Source organism: Paenibacillus agaridevorans (assembly GCF_003112455.1).
GTDB lineage: Bacteria > Bacillota > Bacilli > Paenibacillales > Paenibacillaceae > Pristimantibacillus > Pristimantibacillus agaridevorans.
In genome coordinates this window covers 1-16,743 of record NZ_BDQX01000286.1, presented here as the reverse complement: position 1 = coordinate 16,743, position 16,743 = coordinate 1, and the positions used below count along the sequence as shown (strand labels likewise).

Sequence of the window (16,743 nt, the reverse complement as noted above, 5' to 3'; positions counted from 1 at the left end):
GACAATATTCAATATTAATTTTCACCGCCGGCCGGGCAGCCGCTAACCTCCTTGATTACCCGAATCCCGAGAATCCGCAAACTCTGCGCGCAGCCGAACGGAGACGGTCGTTCCCGCTCCAAGGCGGGAGGAAATCGCGAGTCCGTACCCCTCGCCGGCGTACAGCTTGATCCGCTCGTTGACGTTGTACAAGCCGTAGGAGCTTCCGTTGCCGGCAGGATCGCCGGTCCCCGTCCGTTCTTCCGTCAAAAGACGGCGCGTCAGCTCCTCTTCCATGCCGATGCCGTTGTCCGAAACGGCAAAGACGAGATCCTCCCCTTCCGCCCGTGCCGTAATGTTAATACGACCTTTGCGATCCTTTGCCTTGCGGATGCCGTGCAGCAGCGCATTTTCAACGATCGGCTGCAGGATGAGCTTGGGCATCCGATACTCTTCCAGCCCCTTGCCCGCGTCCACCTCGAAGTCAAACGAGCCGAGGAAACGGCTTTGCTGAATTTCAAGATACACCTCGGCGAGCCTCAGCTCGTCCGTCGCGCTGACGACGCTCTTGCCCTTGTTTAAGCTGAGCCTGAAATATTTCGCCAGACTGTCGATCATCCCGCTGATATCCGTCGCTCCCTTGCCGATGGCAATCCAGTTGATCGTATCCAGCGTGTTGTACAAGAAATGAGGATTGATCTGCGCCTGCAGTGCCTGTAGCTGAGCTTCGCGCTCGCGCAGCTCGGCGGAATATTTTTCTTCGACAAGCGTGCGCACCCGAAGGATGAGATGATCGACGCTTCGCTCCAGCATATGAAAATCACCGCTAACCGCCGGCAGCTCATGCAAACCCTCTACGCTCTCCTTGCCTTCCTTCTCTTCCTTCCGAATGACCGTTATCACTTGATTGACCCGCCGATTCATGCCTCGCACGATGATGGCCAGCAACACGAACGGCAGAATAAGGAACAAGGCGACGTATTCGATAAGCGAACGACGTTCGGACTGCCTTGTCAGTTTGACGGTAGCAGGCGACAACTGGGACTCCGAGCCCTGGGCCACCAGCTTCCAGCCCGTCGGCGGCAGAGTCGTGTACAGCACGTCATGCCTCTCGTTGTCCAGCCGGATCGACGCCGTTCCTTCCGAACCCGCGCCAATAACGTCCTGTACCGCCGGATCTACCTGCGTTCCGATCCGCAACGGATCGGAATGATATACGACGGAGCCATCGGGCGCGACGAGGTATACCTCTGTGCCAGGGGAGAATTGCAGCTCGGACAGAATGTTGGACACCAAACTCTGCTTGACATCGATCATAAGCACGCCGGACACCTTATCATAATCACCGGGATCCCGCAGCATGCGCGCTGCCGACAGTATGGTCTCGTCATCCTCCCCGAGAAAAGCTTCCTGGTAGACGCCCGTCCAGACGATGCCGCCGTTGCCCGCAATAATGGTGTCGAACCAGGGCCTGCCCATCAAGCTGTCCAGCGCAAAGAAGTTGACCCGTTCGCCCGCGTACAGCTTGGACTTGTCCACAAACAAACGAACCCGGAACACGTCGGAGTTGGATTGCACCGTCTCCACCAAATAACGCAGATCCTCGATGACCTTAATCTGAGTGCCAATCGACTCGTCGTCCGAGCTGATGGACAAATAAGAGTGCAAGTTCGCGTTCATGAGCGCAGCGTTGCTAATATCTTCGATGCGTTCCAGCCGATAAGAAAGGTTGCTGCCCGCCTGGTTAAGCGCCTGACCCATCGTACGAACGACCTCGTTCTTCAATATGGTGGCGGAACGTTCGTAATAGCCGTACAGGAACACGCCCGCCGGAAGCACGATAAGCAGCAAGTACGCGACTAGCCAAGGCCGCGGGATCGAGAATCGGCGAAAGGAGATCGATCTTTCCAGCGGCGCAAGCAGTCGTTTAACGGCGTTAACCGCTTTACGCATGGCCATCCCTGTAGGCGCTCGGCGTGACGCCCGTCACCTTCTTGAACAGCTTCGTGAAGTAGCTGGGGTCGGTGTAGCCGATGGCGTGACATATATCGTAGAACTTATACTGCGGATCCCGCAGCAGCTCCTTCGCTTTATCCACGCGCACCTGCGTCAAATATTCGCCGATCGTACCGCCGGTCTCTTGCTTGAACAGGAGGCTGACATAGGTCGAGGACAAGTAGACCGCCTTGCCGATGTCGGCTACGGTTAGGCCAACTTCCGCATAATGCTGATCGATGTACGCCCGCACGCGCTCCACGACATTCGCCGTCTTGCCCAATCTTTTTTCGCGGATTCGGCCCAGCGCAGCGAACAAATACTCTTCTATTAATTGGTGCATATCCCCGAGCGTCTCCTTCGCGTACAACGCTTCCGTCAGCTCTGTCTCCATCGCCTCCAGCTCGGGATCCGCCGCTCCAAGCTCCATAACGTGCTGCCCGACCGCAAGCACGAGCTGCAGACACAAATTGCGTCCATACTTAAGTCCGTCCGGACGTCCATGGGACATGCTGGCAAAAATTCGCTTAACGGCTTCGCTCAGCTTCTCCGCATCATCGGCCTTAAGCGCGGAGATCAGCTTTTCATTTAACTCGTAATCGTATTTGGGCAAGGAGGAGCCGTCCCCCTGCCCTGCACTCTCCAAACTATCCATCGTAATGATTCTATTTTTGCCAAGATACCACTTGTAGTCGGCGGCTTCGCGGGCCTGCTTGTAGGCCAAAGCCAGGCCGCTCAAGCCGGCTGCCATATCTCCGATGCCGATCGTGACGCCGATTTTAAGCCAACGCTCCAGATTGGAGCGAAGATCGCCGGCCAGCGCGAACAACGCCTCAGCGGTGTCCGACATCGAGTTGCCGCCATGCTCGGGGCGCAGCACGCCGATAAACTCGCCTCCCCGGCGTTCGAAGGCGTAGCCCCGCATATACGTCCCCAGCAGCTCCTGATAGATGTTTAGCACAGAATACCACAACAATTGGCGGTCCCTCTCGGATCGGCTGGCCATGACGTCGGCAAGATCGTCGACGGAGACGACCATGATCCAATAGGGAGACTCCACGGGCAGCTCCAGCCCGAGGAAGGAAATTCGCTCCTCCAATTCCGTCTTGGGCGCGCCTTCCTCGATGAGGGAGAGCAGGAACTTCTCGCGAAGAAGCGGCATGCCCTCCTTGAGCTTGACCAGCAGTTCCTCTTTATTACGACGCTCGATGCGTTCCGCGTCCAAGTCTGTCACGACGCGCTTGATGACCGCGCTCAGCTCCTGCAGATTAACCGGCTTAAAGATATAGTCGACGGCGCTTACCTTCATCGCCGACTTTAAATAATCGGCGTCGTCATGACCGCTGACGAACACGATTTTGACATCCGGATATTCCGCAGATATGCGCTGCGACATCGTGATGCCGTCCAAATTCGGCATCCGGACATCCGTCAAAATAAGATCGGGAGTCTGGCGGGCGATCATCTCCAGCGCGACGTCGCCGTCGTCCGCTTCTCCCACCACTTCTATGCCGTAAGCTGTCCAATCGAAATACATCCTCAAGCCCGCCCTGACCGTCGGCTCGTCGTCTACAATGAGCAAGGAATACATCGCCGCGCCCTCCTTATCTGCATGCTGAATGTCCCTTAATAATAACATCCCCGTGGCCATATCGGCGTAACCGGATATGTCGCTGCTTCGCGCCTATAATCTTCCTTAGATAGAAGGAAGCGACTGACGATCTTGCATGACCGCCGTCGCTTCTACTTTCATTGCACCACTATTTTGCTAATGTTGCGTACCATTCGTTAACTTCCTTGGAGCTGGCTTCTCCGCCTGCCGCCATATATTTTTTCTGGAAATCCTCGAGGCCGTCAATGGATTCCGCGCCTGCGATCAGCTTGACCGTATAGTCGCCGATCATCGTGTTGAGCTGCTGGTTGTTTTTGGCATATTGCTGCATGTATGGCGCCAATCCCAGCAAATTCGTTACCTTCGCTTCGGCCGGCTGCTGGTTGTTCAAGAAGTCAAACGCCTCGAACATAACAGGGTTCTTGCGAACGCGAGCTTGCCAGTACTGCGGATAATTCGTCTCGTCCGTGCCCGCCATGAAGTTGTTCGCCAGATTGCGCTCGTCCGTAAAGATCGGTTGGATCGGCTCGTAAGCGCCGTCCACAACCTTGTAGTGCGTGCCCTCTACGCCGATCGCCATGTTCTTGAACGTCTCCGGCTCCAGGCTGGCATTGATCCACTTAATAGCTTCCTCCGGATGCTTGGAGGACTTCGGAATGTAAGAAAGTCGGTCGAAACCGGCATTTGCCGCGAATCCGAATTCGCCGTTCGGCCCTTTGAGCGGTGGAACAAAAGCAAATGTCGCTTCGGGCTTTGTTTTCGCCAAGGATTCGGACAACGCGGGAATATCCGCCCAATGTACGACGATCGCGCCGGCTACGCCGCTCGCGAATTTCTCCTTGGCCGTGGCATCCTTGTTCGCGACGAATTCGCGGTCGATCAATCCGTTTTTGTACAAGCTGCCGGTATAGGCTACATAGTCCTTGTACGAAGGGTCAAGCACGCGAGGTACGAGCTGCCCGTCGACATCGTTCCATGCATTCGGCATCCCGAATGCGCCTACGATATTGTCGATGATGGATTGATCGCCTTTGATCGTGAGTGGTACGTTGCGATCGCCGTTGCCGCCGGGATCCTTTTCCTTGAATTGCGTCAGCACGTTCGTCAGCTCATCGGTTGTCGTCGGCATCGACAGGTCCAGCTTCTCGAGCCAGTCCGTCCGGATCAAAATGGAGCTGTTGATTTCGTAAGTGACGGTTGTCGGAATGGCGTACAGCTTGCCATTTACCTTCAACGCTTCGATGGACTCGGGCTTCAGCGCCGCCTTGATATTGGGCCCGAATTCCTCGATGAGCGGACCCAGATCGACAAGCGCGCCTTTCTGGGCATAGTCGGAATACAGCGCCATATCGCTGTAGGACGTTACGATGTCGTAAGCCTCTCCCGAAGACATAATAAGGTTAAGCTTCTCCGCCCATTTGTCCTGCGGGAGCATATCTGTTTGCATTTTATAACCCGTGTTCTCCTCCAGCAGCTTCGCTACCGGATAAACGTTGTAATCCTCGCCCGCCCAGACGTTCAGACGTTTTAGAGCCGGCTTCGGCGCATCCGGTTTGGCTGTCGCTTCGCTGCCGGTTTTTGGGGCATTCGTGGAACCGGACTCGTTGTTGGCGGTACCGTTATTTCCAGAGCATGCCGCCATTACCGAGACCAGCAGCGCAGACATGGCGATTGTCGAAATCAGCTTAAATGGTTTTGTCATAGTGAGACCCTCCTGCTTGTATTGTAATCTATATCATTAATTTTCCACAGAAGCCCGCCCGCCGCCGCATCGCCGCGCTCCGGTACCTGGATTCGCTTGCGTTCGGCGCGAGCCTGCCCGTGAGAAAAGTTAATGCAAGGTTTTCCATCAACCCTTGACGGAGCCGATGAGCACGCCTTTGATAAAATATTTCTGCAAGAAAGGATAGACCAGCAAAATCGGAATGGTCGACGCGATGACGGTAGCCGACCTAACGCCTTCCGCCGGCACGTTCATGAGATCGTCGGCCGTCTTGTCGAGCGCCGAGGATGTGTCCGCGTTCATGACGATGTCTTGCAGGTACAACTGCAGCGGCTTGAGCGACGTGCTGTTGATGTACAGCATCGGGTGGAAATAATCGTTCCAGTAGTACACGGCGTAGAAAAGTCCGATTGTCGCGAGCACGGGACCGCTGAGCGGCAATATGATTCGGAACAGGATCGTCAGGTTGCGGGCTCCTTCGAGCTTGGCGGACTCCTCCAGGCTGGCGGGCAAATTTTCGAAGTAGCTCTTGATCACCAGCATGTTGAATACGCTAATCAGAGCGGGCAAAATCAGCGAGCCCAAATTGTTGATCAGGCCCAGTTCGCGGACGAGCAAGTAGTTCGGAATAATGCCGCCGTTGAACATCATGGTAAAGATGAACAGGACGATGATGAAGCCCATGCCGGGCAGCTCCCGCTTCGACAGCGGGTATGCCGTCAATGCCGTGATAAGCAGCGAGCCGAGCGTGCCTGCCACTGTGATGATCACGGAGATCCAGAGCGAATTCAAAAACTGGGAGCTCGTGACGACGAATTTCATCGTGTCGAGCTGGAACCCGACGGGGAAGATTCCCACCTGGCCCGACATAATCGCCCATTCCTCGCTGACCGACTTGGAGAAGACATTAACGAAGGGGAGCAGCGTGATCAATCCCATCGCGATCAGCACGATGTAGATGGTGCCGTCGAGCATATAGTCTTTTGCTGTTTTTCTGTACATGAACGTCCCTCCTTACCAAATACTGCGACCTATAAATTTGCGGCTGAGCATGTTGCCGATTATGATCAGCAGAAATCCTACCGCGGAGTTGAACAGACCGACCGCCGTGCTGAAGCTGTAGTCCTGCTGGCCGAGACCCATCCGGTACACGAAGGTGCCGATGACGTCCCCCGTCTCGTAGACGAGCGGATTGTACATCGTCAAAATCTGCTCCGTGCCTGCCTCCAGGAGGCTGCCGATTCGCAGGATGAACATCAGGACGATCGTGGGCAGCATGCCCGGCAGCGAGATCGACCACATCTGTCTGATGCGCCCCGCTCCGTCGATGGCTGCGGCTTCGTATTGCTCTTGCTCGATGCCCGCGAGGGCGGCGATAAAGACGATGGCATTCCAGCCCATCTCCTTCCAGCCTGCGGTAAACACGACCAAGCTGCGGAACAAGCTGTTGCTCGTAAAAAACGAGATCGGCTCTCCGCCGAAGGATCGAATGATTTCGTTGACGATGCCGCCCGACGGCGACAGGATGTTGATAAATAACCCCGAGATAATGACCCAGGAGAGGAAATGCGGCAAATAGATGATCGTCTGGATCGTCCGCTTAAAGAACATGCGCCGCACTTCGTTCAGCATAAGCGCGATGACGATCGGGATCGGAAACAGAATGGTAATTTTGTACAAGCTGATAAGCAGCGTGTTGGTCAGTACTTGCATGAATTCGTCGGATTGCAGCAGCCTCTCGAATTGAGCCATCCCGACCCATTCGCTGCCGGATATGCCGCCGAAGATGTTGAAGTCCTGGAAGGCGATGATGATGCCGTACATCGGCGCGTATTTGAACAAGAATAAAAAAATCAAACCCGGTATGAGCAGCATATACATATCCATATTGCCGCGGATCAGCTTCAGGCGCCGTCTCCCGGTCCCCAGCGAAACACCTTCTCCTCCGCGAGGTTTGCTCATGTTCTCCACCTACTTTTCTCTGTCTTGATCCTTATTGTAGAGGCTGAGGACGGGGGGCGAGTAGCGGACGATCCTTTTATTTCTGGTCTAATCCGACACAATTTTCGTCATGTACAAGGGAAGAGTTACGGCCTAACGGACAAAATGAGGCTGTCGATTCATTGTGAGTAACGAAGCTGAAACGTTCTGCTTTCGCTAACGGACCTCAGAGCCTCTAATTGCAGCATTTTCGCGATATTGAAAATCTAACGGACTCAGATGACGCTATTTGCTGCATTTCCGCCCATTCGATGCGGTTTTGAAGGAAGTAAGGTCGTCTGTGTCCGTTACAATTTGAACAGGCCCCATTTTTGCGAAATAGCGACTGTGGTGTCCGTTACGATCAGCCTTTTACTTAACTGCGCTGCCGTCCACTTTTTTGTTCACAATTCTGGCAGATGAATAGTTTCCTAAACAAAAAAAGACGTTGAGCCGTCGGCCCTACGTCTTTTTTCTATATTTTACTTTCCCGCTATTGAGGCGAACCCGGCCCTTTTATGCCGTAAATATTAAATGAGGTTTATTGTTTCGTCCTTACAGTAAGTTACTGAATATCCTGCAAGCGGAATATGCAGCCTATCACTTGTGTGCGCGCCCGCTCGCCGCTCCCTGCTCCCGGAACTCGGCAAGGCGGACGGGATCGCCGTCGCGAAGGCGGGAGTGTTCCGCCGCAAAAGCGATGAGATGGCTCTGGAGCGACGCGGTTGCAGACGTTAGTCCCTGCGACGGATTGCGGTCGAAGCTCCGCACGTCTCGCAGAAACGCGGCTACCATCCGCTCGTCGCCGCCGCCATGCCCGTCGCCTTCGACGCTGCAGCGATGTTCGATGCGTTCGTCCGTCGCGTAGCGATATAAAACGAACGAGCCCTTGTCCATGTCGCCGATAATCTCGCCTGCCGTGCCCATGATCTGTACGCGGCGAGTTCCGCTCTCGGTAAGCCCGGACATAATAAACGACGCGTTCGCCCCGTTCTCGAAGGCCATATTGACGACCTGATGGTCCACGACGTTGTTGTCGCAGCGATAAACGCAACGCCCGAACGGCCCATCCTTCAACGCCGCAATGATTCCTTCCTGAGTAGGGTCATCCGTCATATAACGAGCCCATTCGTGCGACGGCTGCCGCAAGTACAGCTTAACCGCCGAGAACGGGCAATCCCGCTCTACCGCGCAGCCGTCCATGCAGCGTTCCGTCGAGCCCGCCGGCGCATTCTCCGGCCTGAAGTGCAACAAAGAGCCGTAGGAGCTGACATTCGTGCATGGCTGTCCCATCATCCACGAGACGAGATCGAGATCATGGCACGACTTCGCCAGAATCATCGGGCTCGTCTCCTCCGCCTTGCGCCAGTTGCCCCGCACGTAGCTGTGCGTCATATGGCGGTAGCCGACATTCTCCGTCAGTTGGATCGTTCCCACCGTGCCGAGCTCCCCCTCGTCGATGCACCTCTTGATGCCCGACCAGAAAGGCGAATATCGCAGCACATGCGTCACGGCGAGCAGCCGCCGCAAGCGAAGCGAGGCCTCCTCCAGCCGAATGCACTCCTCCATGGAGGGCGACATCGGCTTCTCGAGCATGACGTGGTACCCCAGCTCCATGGCCTTCATGGCCGGCTCGTAATGCATTCGGTCCAGCGTGCATATGATCATCACGTCCGCGATTCGCCCCTCGTCGAACGCGCGCTCCCAGCTCGTGTACGTTCGCTCGGGAGCAATACCGTGAAGCGCGGCAAATGAGCTTCTGCGTTCCGCGTCCGGCTCGGCCACGGCAACGATCCGGAGTTCGTGCGGATATTTCTCCGCGTATGGCCCGTAAATGTATCTTCCCCTGCTGCCCGCGCCGAGCAGGACGGCTGTTAATGGTTTCATCTGTTCTGTTCTCCTCCTCGCAAACCCTCGTCTGTAGTTTCATTGTAGAATCGCCGGGGGACCCGAGAAAGAGATCGTTGATTACTTTCCGTATACAGTTATTGACCATGTCCGGACGGCTGGCTTCGCGACGAACGGAATTCGAGCGGCGTGGCGCCGTTCTGCTTCTTGAAAAACCGAATAAACGCAAGCGCCGAGTTGTAGCCCAGCGCGCCCGCGATTTCGTTGACCTTCATCGACGTGTTAAGCAGCATGTCCCGAGCCGTCATGTTCCGGTAATCGTTAATGTACTTGGACAGGCCGATGCCCGTATTCTGCTTGTACAGCCGGGACAAATACGACGGATTGAGCCCGACGCAATCCGCCAGCGCGTTCAACGAAATGTCGGTCGCAATATGCTTCTCGATGTATTGATGGACTTTGCTTACCACTTCGGAAGGAATGACCGCGCCGTTAAGCTCGTTCCACTCGAAGCAGCAATCGGCCAATTGCCTGTAATACAGAATCAGTTCCGGCCACGGCAGCGCATCTCCGCGGCCGAAGAGCGGAGCCAGATCGAGCTGCGTATTGGCATAGTCGCATACGTCCCGGTTGCGCTGCAAATGGAACAAAAAGACGGCGGACAAAGAATGGTACAGCTCCGTCTTCCTCTCGTTCGACGCGCCGGACTCGTTCCAGATGGAAGTCAATTCGGCATACAGCTTATAAAAAGGCTCCCGCTGACTATTCTCCAGACAGCCTGCAAGCATCTGCACCCGGGCATGGTAAAATCCGTCGCTGACATCCGCCGTTTTCCCCACGAACCCTTCGGCAGGCACGGAACCCTCCCGCTCGATCAGAATGGCTTCATGCAGCAAGCCCTGCCCCTGCGCCAGCTCGTACTTCACCGCATAAAACCGCTCCGCAACGCCGTCCCACTCCACAGGTTCGGCGCCTAGCGCGAACGACACCGACATGCCGAGCAGCTCCTTGCAGGTTGCCTGAATGGACTCCAGCACGCCGGCAGCGTGACCGAGACAGCTGATCTTCCCGCCAGAGCCATTAGCGGCTGAGTCGTCATCGACACCAGCAGTCTCGACCAGCGGCTGGATCAGCCAGACGATCTTGGCGAACTCGAACGGGGCGGAGTAATAACGCGCGCCCCTCGCCAAATATTCGTCGCCGATGTTCTGGAAAGCCGACGTCAGGAGCGCCTTGTCGGGGGCGGACATCATCTCCTTCCAGCCGTCGACGCGGCCGATTAACAGATAGACCGGCTCCTCCGGGTCAAGCGGGATGTCCATCTCGCGGAACAGCCGCTCCAACCCGCTTCGCGTTGCCGTCCTCCCTTGCAGAAGCCCCAGCATATATTCTTTCTGCAGCGATGGGAGCGCCCGTCTCATGCTGCTCTGCGCCTTCGTGACGATTCGTTCCCGGTCCAGCTCCTCGTCCAGCTTGGCCATGGCCCGCTCCACCGCGTCGATAATCTTGTTGTCGCTCTCCACCTTTAGAATATAATCGAATCCGCCGTAAGTTACCGCATCGCGCGCGTACTGGAAGTCGTTGTACCCCGTCAGGAAGATGACCTTGCAGGACGGCCATCGGGCCCCGATCTCCTTCAGCAGCTGAATGCCTTCGATGCCGGGCATCTTGATGTCGGAGAGCACGATATCGACGCGGTGCCGGTTCAGCAGCTCCAGCGCCTCTTCTCCCGAATAAGCGATCAAAACTTCAAGCTCCAGCCGTTCCTGCCCTTGGAACAATTCCAGCAAGCCGTCCACAATAATCGGCAGATCGTCAACGATAAGCAGTCTGTACATATGTCTCCTCCCCCGTTCGTTATCCTTTAGGGCGTGTCTGAAAACCCGCTCGGGGGCATCTTTCACCGCCTTTCCGCCCCCTGCTTCGTCACTTTTGCTTGATGTACCCCCGGTACACCTTCACAAAAGTTCCTTGCATGGAACGAAAATTCGGCAAAATCTGCTCCCCTCGGAGTATTCAGACACGCCCTAGCCAGCGCTTAACCGGATCCGCACCTGCAGCCCGCCCAGCTCGGAACGCGCGACCGCCAGACCGTACTCCTCGCCATAACGCAGTTGAATTCGGCGATGCACGTTCAGGAGACCCGTCGTCTCCTCGATCCGGTTTGCGGAATAACGCAGCTTCTTCCTGAGCGCTTCAATCTCCTCGTCCGTGATCCGGTCGCAATTATCCTCGACATAGAAGACGAACGAACCTTCGTCCGGCTCGCCGCGCAGCCATAATTCCCCGGGGCCAGGCATACGATCAAACGCATGTTTATACGCGTTTTCGATGACGGGTTGGAGAATGAGCCTCGGAACAAGGATGTCCGGCAGCCGATCCTGGCCGTCAAACGCAACCTGTATCCGGTCTCCGTAGCAGATCGACTGCATCTCGACGTACGTGCGGGAATGCTCCGCCTCCAGCTTGAGCGGGATATCGTCTTCGTCGTTGCGCGTGATGAACTGGAAATATTGTCCGATATGCAAGCAGAAGCGATAGGCCTTCTCCTGCTGGTTGCCGGACTTGATCAGCCTGCATAACACGAAGAAGCAATTATATAGAAAGTGGGGATTGATCTGCGATTGCAGCCGCTTCAGCTCCGAGCGCTGATTGCGGATTTGCCCCTCGTAGTTTTCTTCGATCAACGTTTTCAAATGCAACACCGTGTCGTTAAACGCCTCGTACAAATAACCGAATTCGTCGGCTCCGCGATCGACGGCGATCGTCTCCAGCCGGTTCATCTGCACGCGGCGGAAGGAATGCACCAGCTTCATCAGCGGGCGGTAAATAATCCGAAGCAGGAAATAAGTGAAGAACAGCACGATGACGACCGCAAGCCCGCACGCCCACCAAAATAACGTCCGGTACACCTCAAGCGAGCCCAACACTTCGGCTTCGGGCACGTACGTAACGGCATACGCGTTCCAGACGGCGGAATACGTATAGATCGCCACATATCGCGCTCCGTTATACGCAATCGTCTCGCTGCCTTGACGAGCGCCGGCAGCGCTCTTTTGGCGCGAGAACTCCTGCATATGGCTCGCCATGTCGGCATCCGCGCCGCTCTCCACGCTCCATCCCCGATCCAAATTGATCATGGCGCTCCCCCCGCCGCGGGAACCGCGAATTTGCGCGAGAGTCCCTCTTATTTCCGGTACGGATAACTCCACGGCGACGATATACAACGGCTTCGAGGTCGTGCCGGTCGGATATTGCATGGACATGAACAGCCGGTCGCGCCAGATAATAAACGGCTCTTCGTACAGCTTCCCGCTTTGCCGCATGGCCGCGTATTCCTCCAGGTCGAGGAACGTCTCGAAGCTGTGGGAGAGCACCGTCCGGTCGATGACGGGAATATAGGCTTTGGTCTCCCGGATGAACGGGCTGGAATTGCGCATCAGGTCAAGCCGCTTCTGAATATCCAGAATGCTGCTTGACCTCTCGTAGGAGCTCATATGATCCCCCGTCGCGGCGATCTCCATGAGATCCTGGTCCATGACGTAGTTGGGCAAATATCGTTCGATTCGATCCGCTTCCTTATCAAGCGAATCCATATAGTACCGCGCCGTATTCAGCACGGATTCGGATATTTCTCCGCGAATACGGTTCGAGCCCTGCTCGACGATCATCCACGTGATCGCCAGCAGCGGCAGCAGGGCGGCCAGAAAGGCAACCAGCATTTTCTTGAAAATGGAGGAGTCACGCAGGAACAATAAGCTCTTCATCTCTCGTCCCCCCGATTGATTGAGTCAACTCCTATTCCTTCACGCTGCCCATGACGATGCCCTTGATGAAAAACCGTTGAAGAAACGGATATACGATCAATATCGGAAACGCCGCCACGAATATTTGGGCCGCGCGGCTCGTCCGGTCGGACAGCTTCAGCAGCAGCTCGGCATTTTCCGCCTTGATGAAGCGGAAGTCGAGCTTGATAATGACCGTCTGCAGGAACGTCTGGAGCGGATAATTCTCAGTATGATTCATGTACAGCATGCCGTCAAACCAGCTGTTCCAGTGCCCCACCATCGTGAACAGCCCCGTCGTCGCTAGCGCGGGCAGCGACAGCGGCACGTAAATCTGCCACAGCGTGCGGAAGTGGCCTGCTCCGTCGATACGCGCCGATTCCTCCAGCTCCTTTGGCAAGTTGCGGTAAAAGTTCAGCAGAAGAATAATATTGAACACCGGAATCGCGGTCGGCAGTACAAGCGCCCACATCGTATCGATCATGCCAAGAGACTTGACGGTCAGATAGGACGGAATCAGCCCTCCGCTAAACAGAATCGTGAAGACGAACAGCCAGGCATAGAAGGTGCGCAGCCTAAGCTGGCGGTGATCCTTGGAGAGCGGGTACGCCGTGATGATCATAAGCACCATGCTGAGCGACGTGCCGAGCGCGACGCGCTGGACGGATACCCAGAACGCGCGCAGGTACTCCGGCTTGCCGAAGACGTTATCGTAAGCGGCCGTCGTAAAATCGACCGGCCACAGCGCCACTTGTCCCGCGGCCGCCGCAGCCCCGGAGCTGAAAGACATCGCCAGAATGTGCACGATGGGCATGAGACAGAGCAAGGAGATAAGCAGCAGGAATGCGTAATTGCACCCCGCGAAAACCGTTCTGCCCCAAGTGCGATAGTTCGTCATGATGATGCTCCCTTCCGTAGAATTGGCGACGGGTCAGAAGATCCGGTAGTTCGCCAATCGGTAAGCCAAGAAATAAGAAAACGAAATAAACAGGAACGATACGATCGACTTGAGCAGTCCCACCGCCGTTGCGAAGCCGAACTGCGCTTGCTGCACGCCCATCCGGTAGACGAACGTATCGATAATGTCCGCGCTTTCGTAGACGGGCGGACTATACAGGTTGAAGATTTGCTCGAAGCCCGCGTTCAGCACGTTTCCGATATTGAGCGTCAGCATCAGTACGATAATCGGCATCATGCCCGGCAGAGTTACGTGGAACGTTTGCTTTAGTCGCCCCGCCCCGTCGATCTCTGCCGCTTCGTACAGCGACGGATTTATGCCCGTCAGCGCGGCCAAATACACGATGGTGCCGAAGCCGAATTCCTTCCATACGTCGGAGATGACCATCGCGTAAGGAAACCAGTCATTGCTGCCGAGAAAAAAGATCGGCTTCGCGCCGAAATACCCAAGCAGCTGATTCACCACGCCCGACGTGGGCGACAGAACGTCGACCAAAATGCCGCTGAGCAGCACCCAAGACATGAAGTGCGGCAAATACACAAGCGTCTGGAACGTGCGCTTTACCCATTCGCGGCGCAGCTCGTTCAGCAGGATCGCGATGGTAATCGGGACAAAAAGTCCCGCAACGATTTTCATCACCGCAATGTAGATCGTATTAAAAAAAATGCGCCCGATATCGGGATAATCCATCAGCAGCCGGAAATTCCGCCAACCGATAAACGGGGAGCCGAACAGGCCTTTGTTCGGCACGTATTTCTGGAACGCCATGACGATGCCGGCCATCGGCACGTAGCTGAATATGACGACCAATACGATGGCGGGCAGCAGCATCATGTGCAGAGGCCATTCCCTCTTCCACAGCCTTGTTATTCCGTTCAAGCCGATCACCTCGCTGTTTCACTAAATCGACAGTCCTCCGCAAGCAATACGGGGGTGAGAGCAATGCCCCCATCCCCCGACTCCTTCGTGCTATCGATTATTGATGGGTGGCGTACCACTCGTTCACTTCTTTCGTAATTTCGTCGCCGCCAAGCTTCTTCCACTCCTGCACGAAATCGTCGAACGCGTCGACCGGCACCTGGTTCATGATGATTTTGAAATAAACCTCGTCCCGCTTCTTGAGCAAAATTTCCTGGCGCTCCGCCATTGCCGGCGTCGGCGCTCCATAGAACTTGTTCTGTAAATATTGTTTGTTATCCTGAATGGCAGGCACCAGCGAGAATGCGCCTTTCGGACCGGAGATCAAATATTCCCACCACATGCTCGTATCGCCGTCGACGTATTTCATCGCGCGTTCGTACCGCGTCCGGTGATCCTTCGTCTCCAGGATGCTCGGATCTTTGTTCTCGATCGCTTTCGGCAGAATTTCGCCGTTGTTGTCCTTCTGCTTGCCGACTCTGAGCGGGCTGAGCAGCCAATAGTTGTTGCCTTTCTCCTTGAGATCCTTGCCGAACTCGTATACCTTCTGCTCGTCGGTCGGATGGTTGTCGACCGCGATCCAATGGTTGAGCAGCTTGATGACGCCTTCCGGATGTTTCGCTTTCTTGGAGATGACGTAATATTCGTCTACGCCAAGGCCGATCTGCGACAGCGCCGGCTTGTCGTCCGCCGTCGGGATCGGGAACACGCCCCACTCCTGCACGACCTTGCCGTCCTTCACCGCGCCCTTCGCAAGCTGGGCAGGCGTCCACGATGCGCCGTATACGATGCCGACGCTGTTATCGTAGAGAAGCTCGGCCGCTTTCTCCGTATCCTTGACCGCGAACTCCGGATCGATCAGCCCTTTCTTGAACATATCCTGCAGCGCGGCTAGCGCCTGCTTCACTTCCGGCTGGATGTCGCTGTTTACGAGACCCCCGTTGCCGTCCTCGATCCAGATATTCTCGTATGCGTGGTAACCGTTTAAGAAAGCGCGAAGACCGGTCACGCCCGTATCCATGCTGAACGGGTTTTTGCTGACCGCGAGACCGTACGGCGTTTTGGTTCCGCCCGGATTTTTGGTTTTGAAAGCTTCCGCGATCGCCATGATGTCGTCCATCGTCTTAGGCTCCGGCAGGTTCAGCTCCTTCAGCCAATCCGTGCGCACGTATAAATATTGATACTGATATGGATTGTACGAACTCGGAATGCCCATCAGCTTGCCGTCGAACGTTGCCGTCTTGAGTTGCATGCCGCCATCCATCGTCAGGAACTTTTTCGTCTCTTCCGTGGCGTGCTGGTCGTACACTTCCGTAATATCCATAATCATGTCCGCTTCGGTCAGCTCCTTGAGCTGCGTTGCGTTCACCAGCAGGAAGTCGGGCAGATCGTCGGAAGCGATTGTGATTTTCACCTTTTCCTTGAACTGGCTGACGTCGGCGATCCAATTGTTTTTGATCCGGACGCCGATGTCCTTCTCGTAAGCGTCGTACACGGCGTTTTTATCGAAGCTTTCGCCTTCGTCGAACTTCAGGTACGGATCGCTTGGCGATACCGTCGTCACCTCGATCACTTCATTCGTCTCGGGCGGCTGTTCTTGCCCCGCTTCCGCGCTTGGACTCGGCGATGCGGCCGGCTCGTTTCCTCCGTTGCTGCAAGCGGACAATGTCAGGCACGCTAGCGTTGCTGCAATGGTCAACATTTTGTATCTCTTCTTCATGCTACTACCCCTCCGTCTGGTCTTGATATGGATCCATCCGCCGCCCTGCAGCGCGGCTTGTCGTCCCTGTTTTCAGTATAGAAAGGACCCAGCGCGCCAGCCATATACTACTGTTTACTTTCGTATACACCTTTTGAGAAATGGCCGTCCAATCGATTGTAATGGCAAGCCGGAGACCCGCTCGCGACGGACATTATGCAAGAAGCGATTGCCGCGCTGGGGGCG

Annotated in this window: 11 protein-coding genes; all 11 read right to left on the bottom strand. The window is 55.7% G+C overall.

What is annotated here, in order from left to right; genetic code table 11:
* Window positions 1-42: 42 nt before the first annotated feature.
* Complete coding sequence (locus tag PAT3040_RS23555) at window positions 43-1,938, bottom strand: cache domain-containing sensor histidine kinase (protein ID WP_258235123.1); 1,896 nt, start codon at window positions 1,936-1,938, stop codon at window positions 43-45.
* On the bottom strand, window positions 1,925-3,565 hold the full coding sequence (locus PAT3040_RS23550; RefSeq protein WP_108994604.1) for a response regulator: 1,641 nt from the start codon (window positions 3,563-3,565) through the stop codon (window positions 1,925-1,927). Before PAT3040_RS23550 ends, PAT3040_RS23555 begins: the two co-directional genes overlap by 14 nt.
* Window positions 3,566-3,734: 169 nt before the next feature.
* Window positions 3,735-5,288 (bottom strand): extracellular solute-binding protein, encoded by a 1,554-nt coding sequence (locus tag PAT3040_RS23545; protein ID WP_108994603.1) that lies wholly within the window; start codon window positions 5,286-5,288, stop codon window positions 3,735-3,737.
* 147 nt (window positions 5,289-5,435) lie between these two features.
* A complete protein-coding gene (locus PAT3040_RS23540) occupies window positions 5,436-6,311 on the bottom strand; it encodes a carbohydrate ABC transporter permease (RefSeq protein WP_108994602.1) in 876 nt (291 codons plus the stop codon).
* A 12-nt stretch (window positions 6,312-6,323) separates the two neighbouring features.
* A complete protein-coding gene (locus tag PAT3040_RS23535; RefSeq protein ID WP_108994601.1) occupies window positions 6,324-7,271 on the bottom strand; it encodes an ABC transporter permease in 948 nt (315 codons plus the stop codon).
* 618 nt (window positions 7,272-7,889) lie between these two features.
* On the bottom strand, window positions 7,890-9,176 hold the full coding sequence (locus tag PAT3040_RS23530; protein WP_108994600.1) for a Gfo/Idh/MocA family protein: 1,287 nt from the start codon (window positions 9,174-9,176) through the stop codon (window positions 7,890-7,892).
* A gap of 98 nt (window positions 9,177-9,274) precedes the next feature.
* Window positions 9,275-10,975: a response regulator transcription factor gene (locus tag PAT3040_RS23525; RefSeq protein ID WP_108994599.1), complete on the bottom strand. Its 1,701-nt coding sequence runs from the start codon at window positions 10,973-10,975 to the stop codon at window positions 9,275-9,277.
* 189 nt (window positions 10,976-11,164) lie between these two features.
* On the bottom strand, window positions 11,165-12,904 hold the full coding sequence (locus PAT3040_RS23520) for a sensor histidine kinase (protein ID WP_108994598.1): 1,740 nt from the start codon (window positions 12,902-12,904) through the stop codon (window positions 11,165-11,167).
* 31 nt (window positions 12,905-12,935) lie between these two features.
* Window positions 12,936-13,820 (bottom strand): carbohydrate ABC transporter permease, encoded by an 885-nt coding sequence (locus PAT3040_RS23515; RefSeq protein ID WP_087567416.1) that lies wholly within the window; start codon window positions 13,818-13,820, stop codon window positions 12,936-12,938.
* Window positions 13,821-13,853: 33 nt separating this feature from the next.
* Entirely contained in the window at window positions 13,854-14,714 is an 861-nt protein-coding gene (locus PAT3040_RS23510; RefSeq protein WP_087567417.1) for an ABC transporter permease, read from the bottom strand.
* Between the two features lie 142 nt (window positions 14,715-14,856).
* Window positions 14,857-16,518, bottom strand: coding sequence for an extracellular solute-binding protein (locus PAT3040_RS23505; protein WP_108994597.1), 1,662 nt, complete (start codon window positions 16,516-16,518; stop codon window positions 14,857-14,859).
* Window positions 16,519-16,743: the final 225 nt, after the last annotated feature.

Excerpts from the sequence above, each read along its gene's own strand:
- PAT3040_RS23555 (WP_258235123.1), bottom strand. The coding sequence starts at position 1,938 with ATGGCCATGCGTAAAGCGGTTAACGCCGTTAAACGACTGCTTGCGCCG.
- PAT3040_RS23550 (WP_108994604.1), bottom strand. The coding sequence starts at position 3,565 with ATGTATTCCTTGCTCATTGTAGACGACGAGCCGACGGTCAGGGCGGGC.
- PAT3040_RS23545 (WP_108994603.1), bottom strand. The coding sequence starts at position 5,288 with ATGACAAAACCATTTAAGCTGATTTCGACAATCGCCATGTCTGCGCTG.
- PAT3040_RS23540 (WP_108994602.1), bottom strand. The coding sequence starts at position 6,311 with ATGTACAGAAAAACAGCAAAAGACTATATGCTCGACGGCACCATCTAC.
- PAT3040_RS23535 (WP_108994601.1), bottom strand. The coding sequence starts at position 7,271 with ATGAGCAAACCTCGCGGAGGAGAAGGTGTTTCGCTGGGGACCGGGAGA.
- PAT3040_RS23530 (WP_108994600.1), bottom strand. The coding sequence starts at position 9,176 with ATGAAACCATTAACAGCCGTCCTGCTCGGCGCGGGCAGCAGGGGAAGA.
- PAT3040_RS23525 (WP_108994599.1), bottom strand. The coding sequence starts at position 10,975 with ATGTACAGACTGCTTATCGTTGACGATCTGCCGATTATTGTGGACGGC.
- PAT3040_RS23520 (WP_108994598.1), bottom strand. The coding sequence starts at position 12,904 with ATGAAGAGCTTATTGTTCCTGCGTGACTCCTCCATTTTCAAGAAAATG.
- PAT3040_RS23515 (WP_087567416.1), bottom strand. The coding sequence starts at position 13,820 with ATGACGAACTATCGCACTTGGGGCAGAACGGTTTTCGCGGGGTGCAAT.
- PAT3040_RS23510 (WP_087567417.1), bottom strand. The coding sequence starts at position 14,714 with ATGATGCTGCTGCCCGCCATCGTATTGGTCGTCATATTCAGCTACGTG.
- PAT3040_RS23505 (WP_108994597.1), bottom strand. The coding sequence starts at position 16,518 with ATGAAGAAGAGATACAAAATGTTGACCATTGCAGCAACGCTAGCGTGC.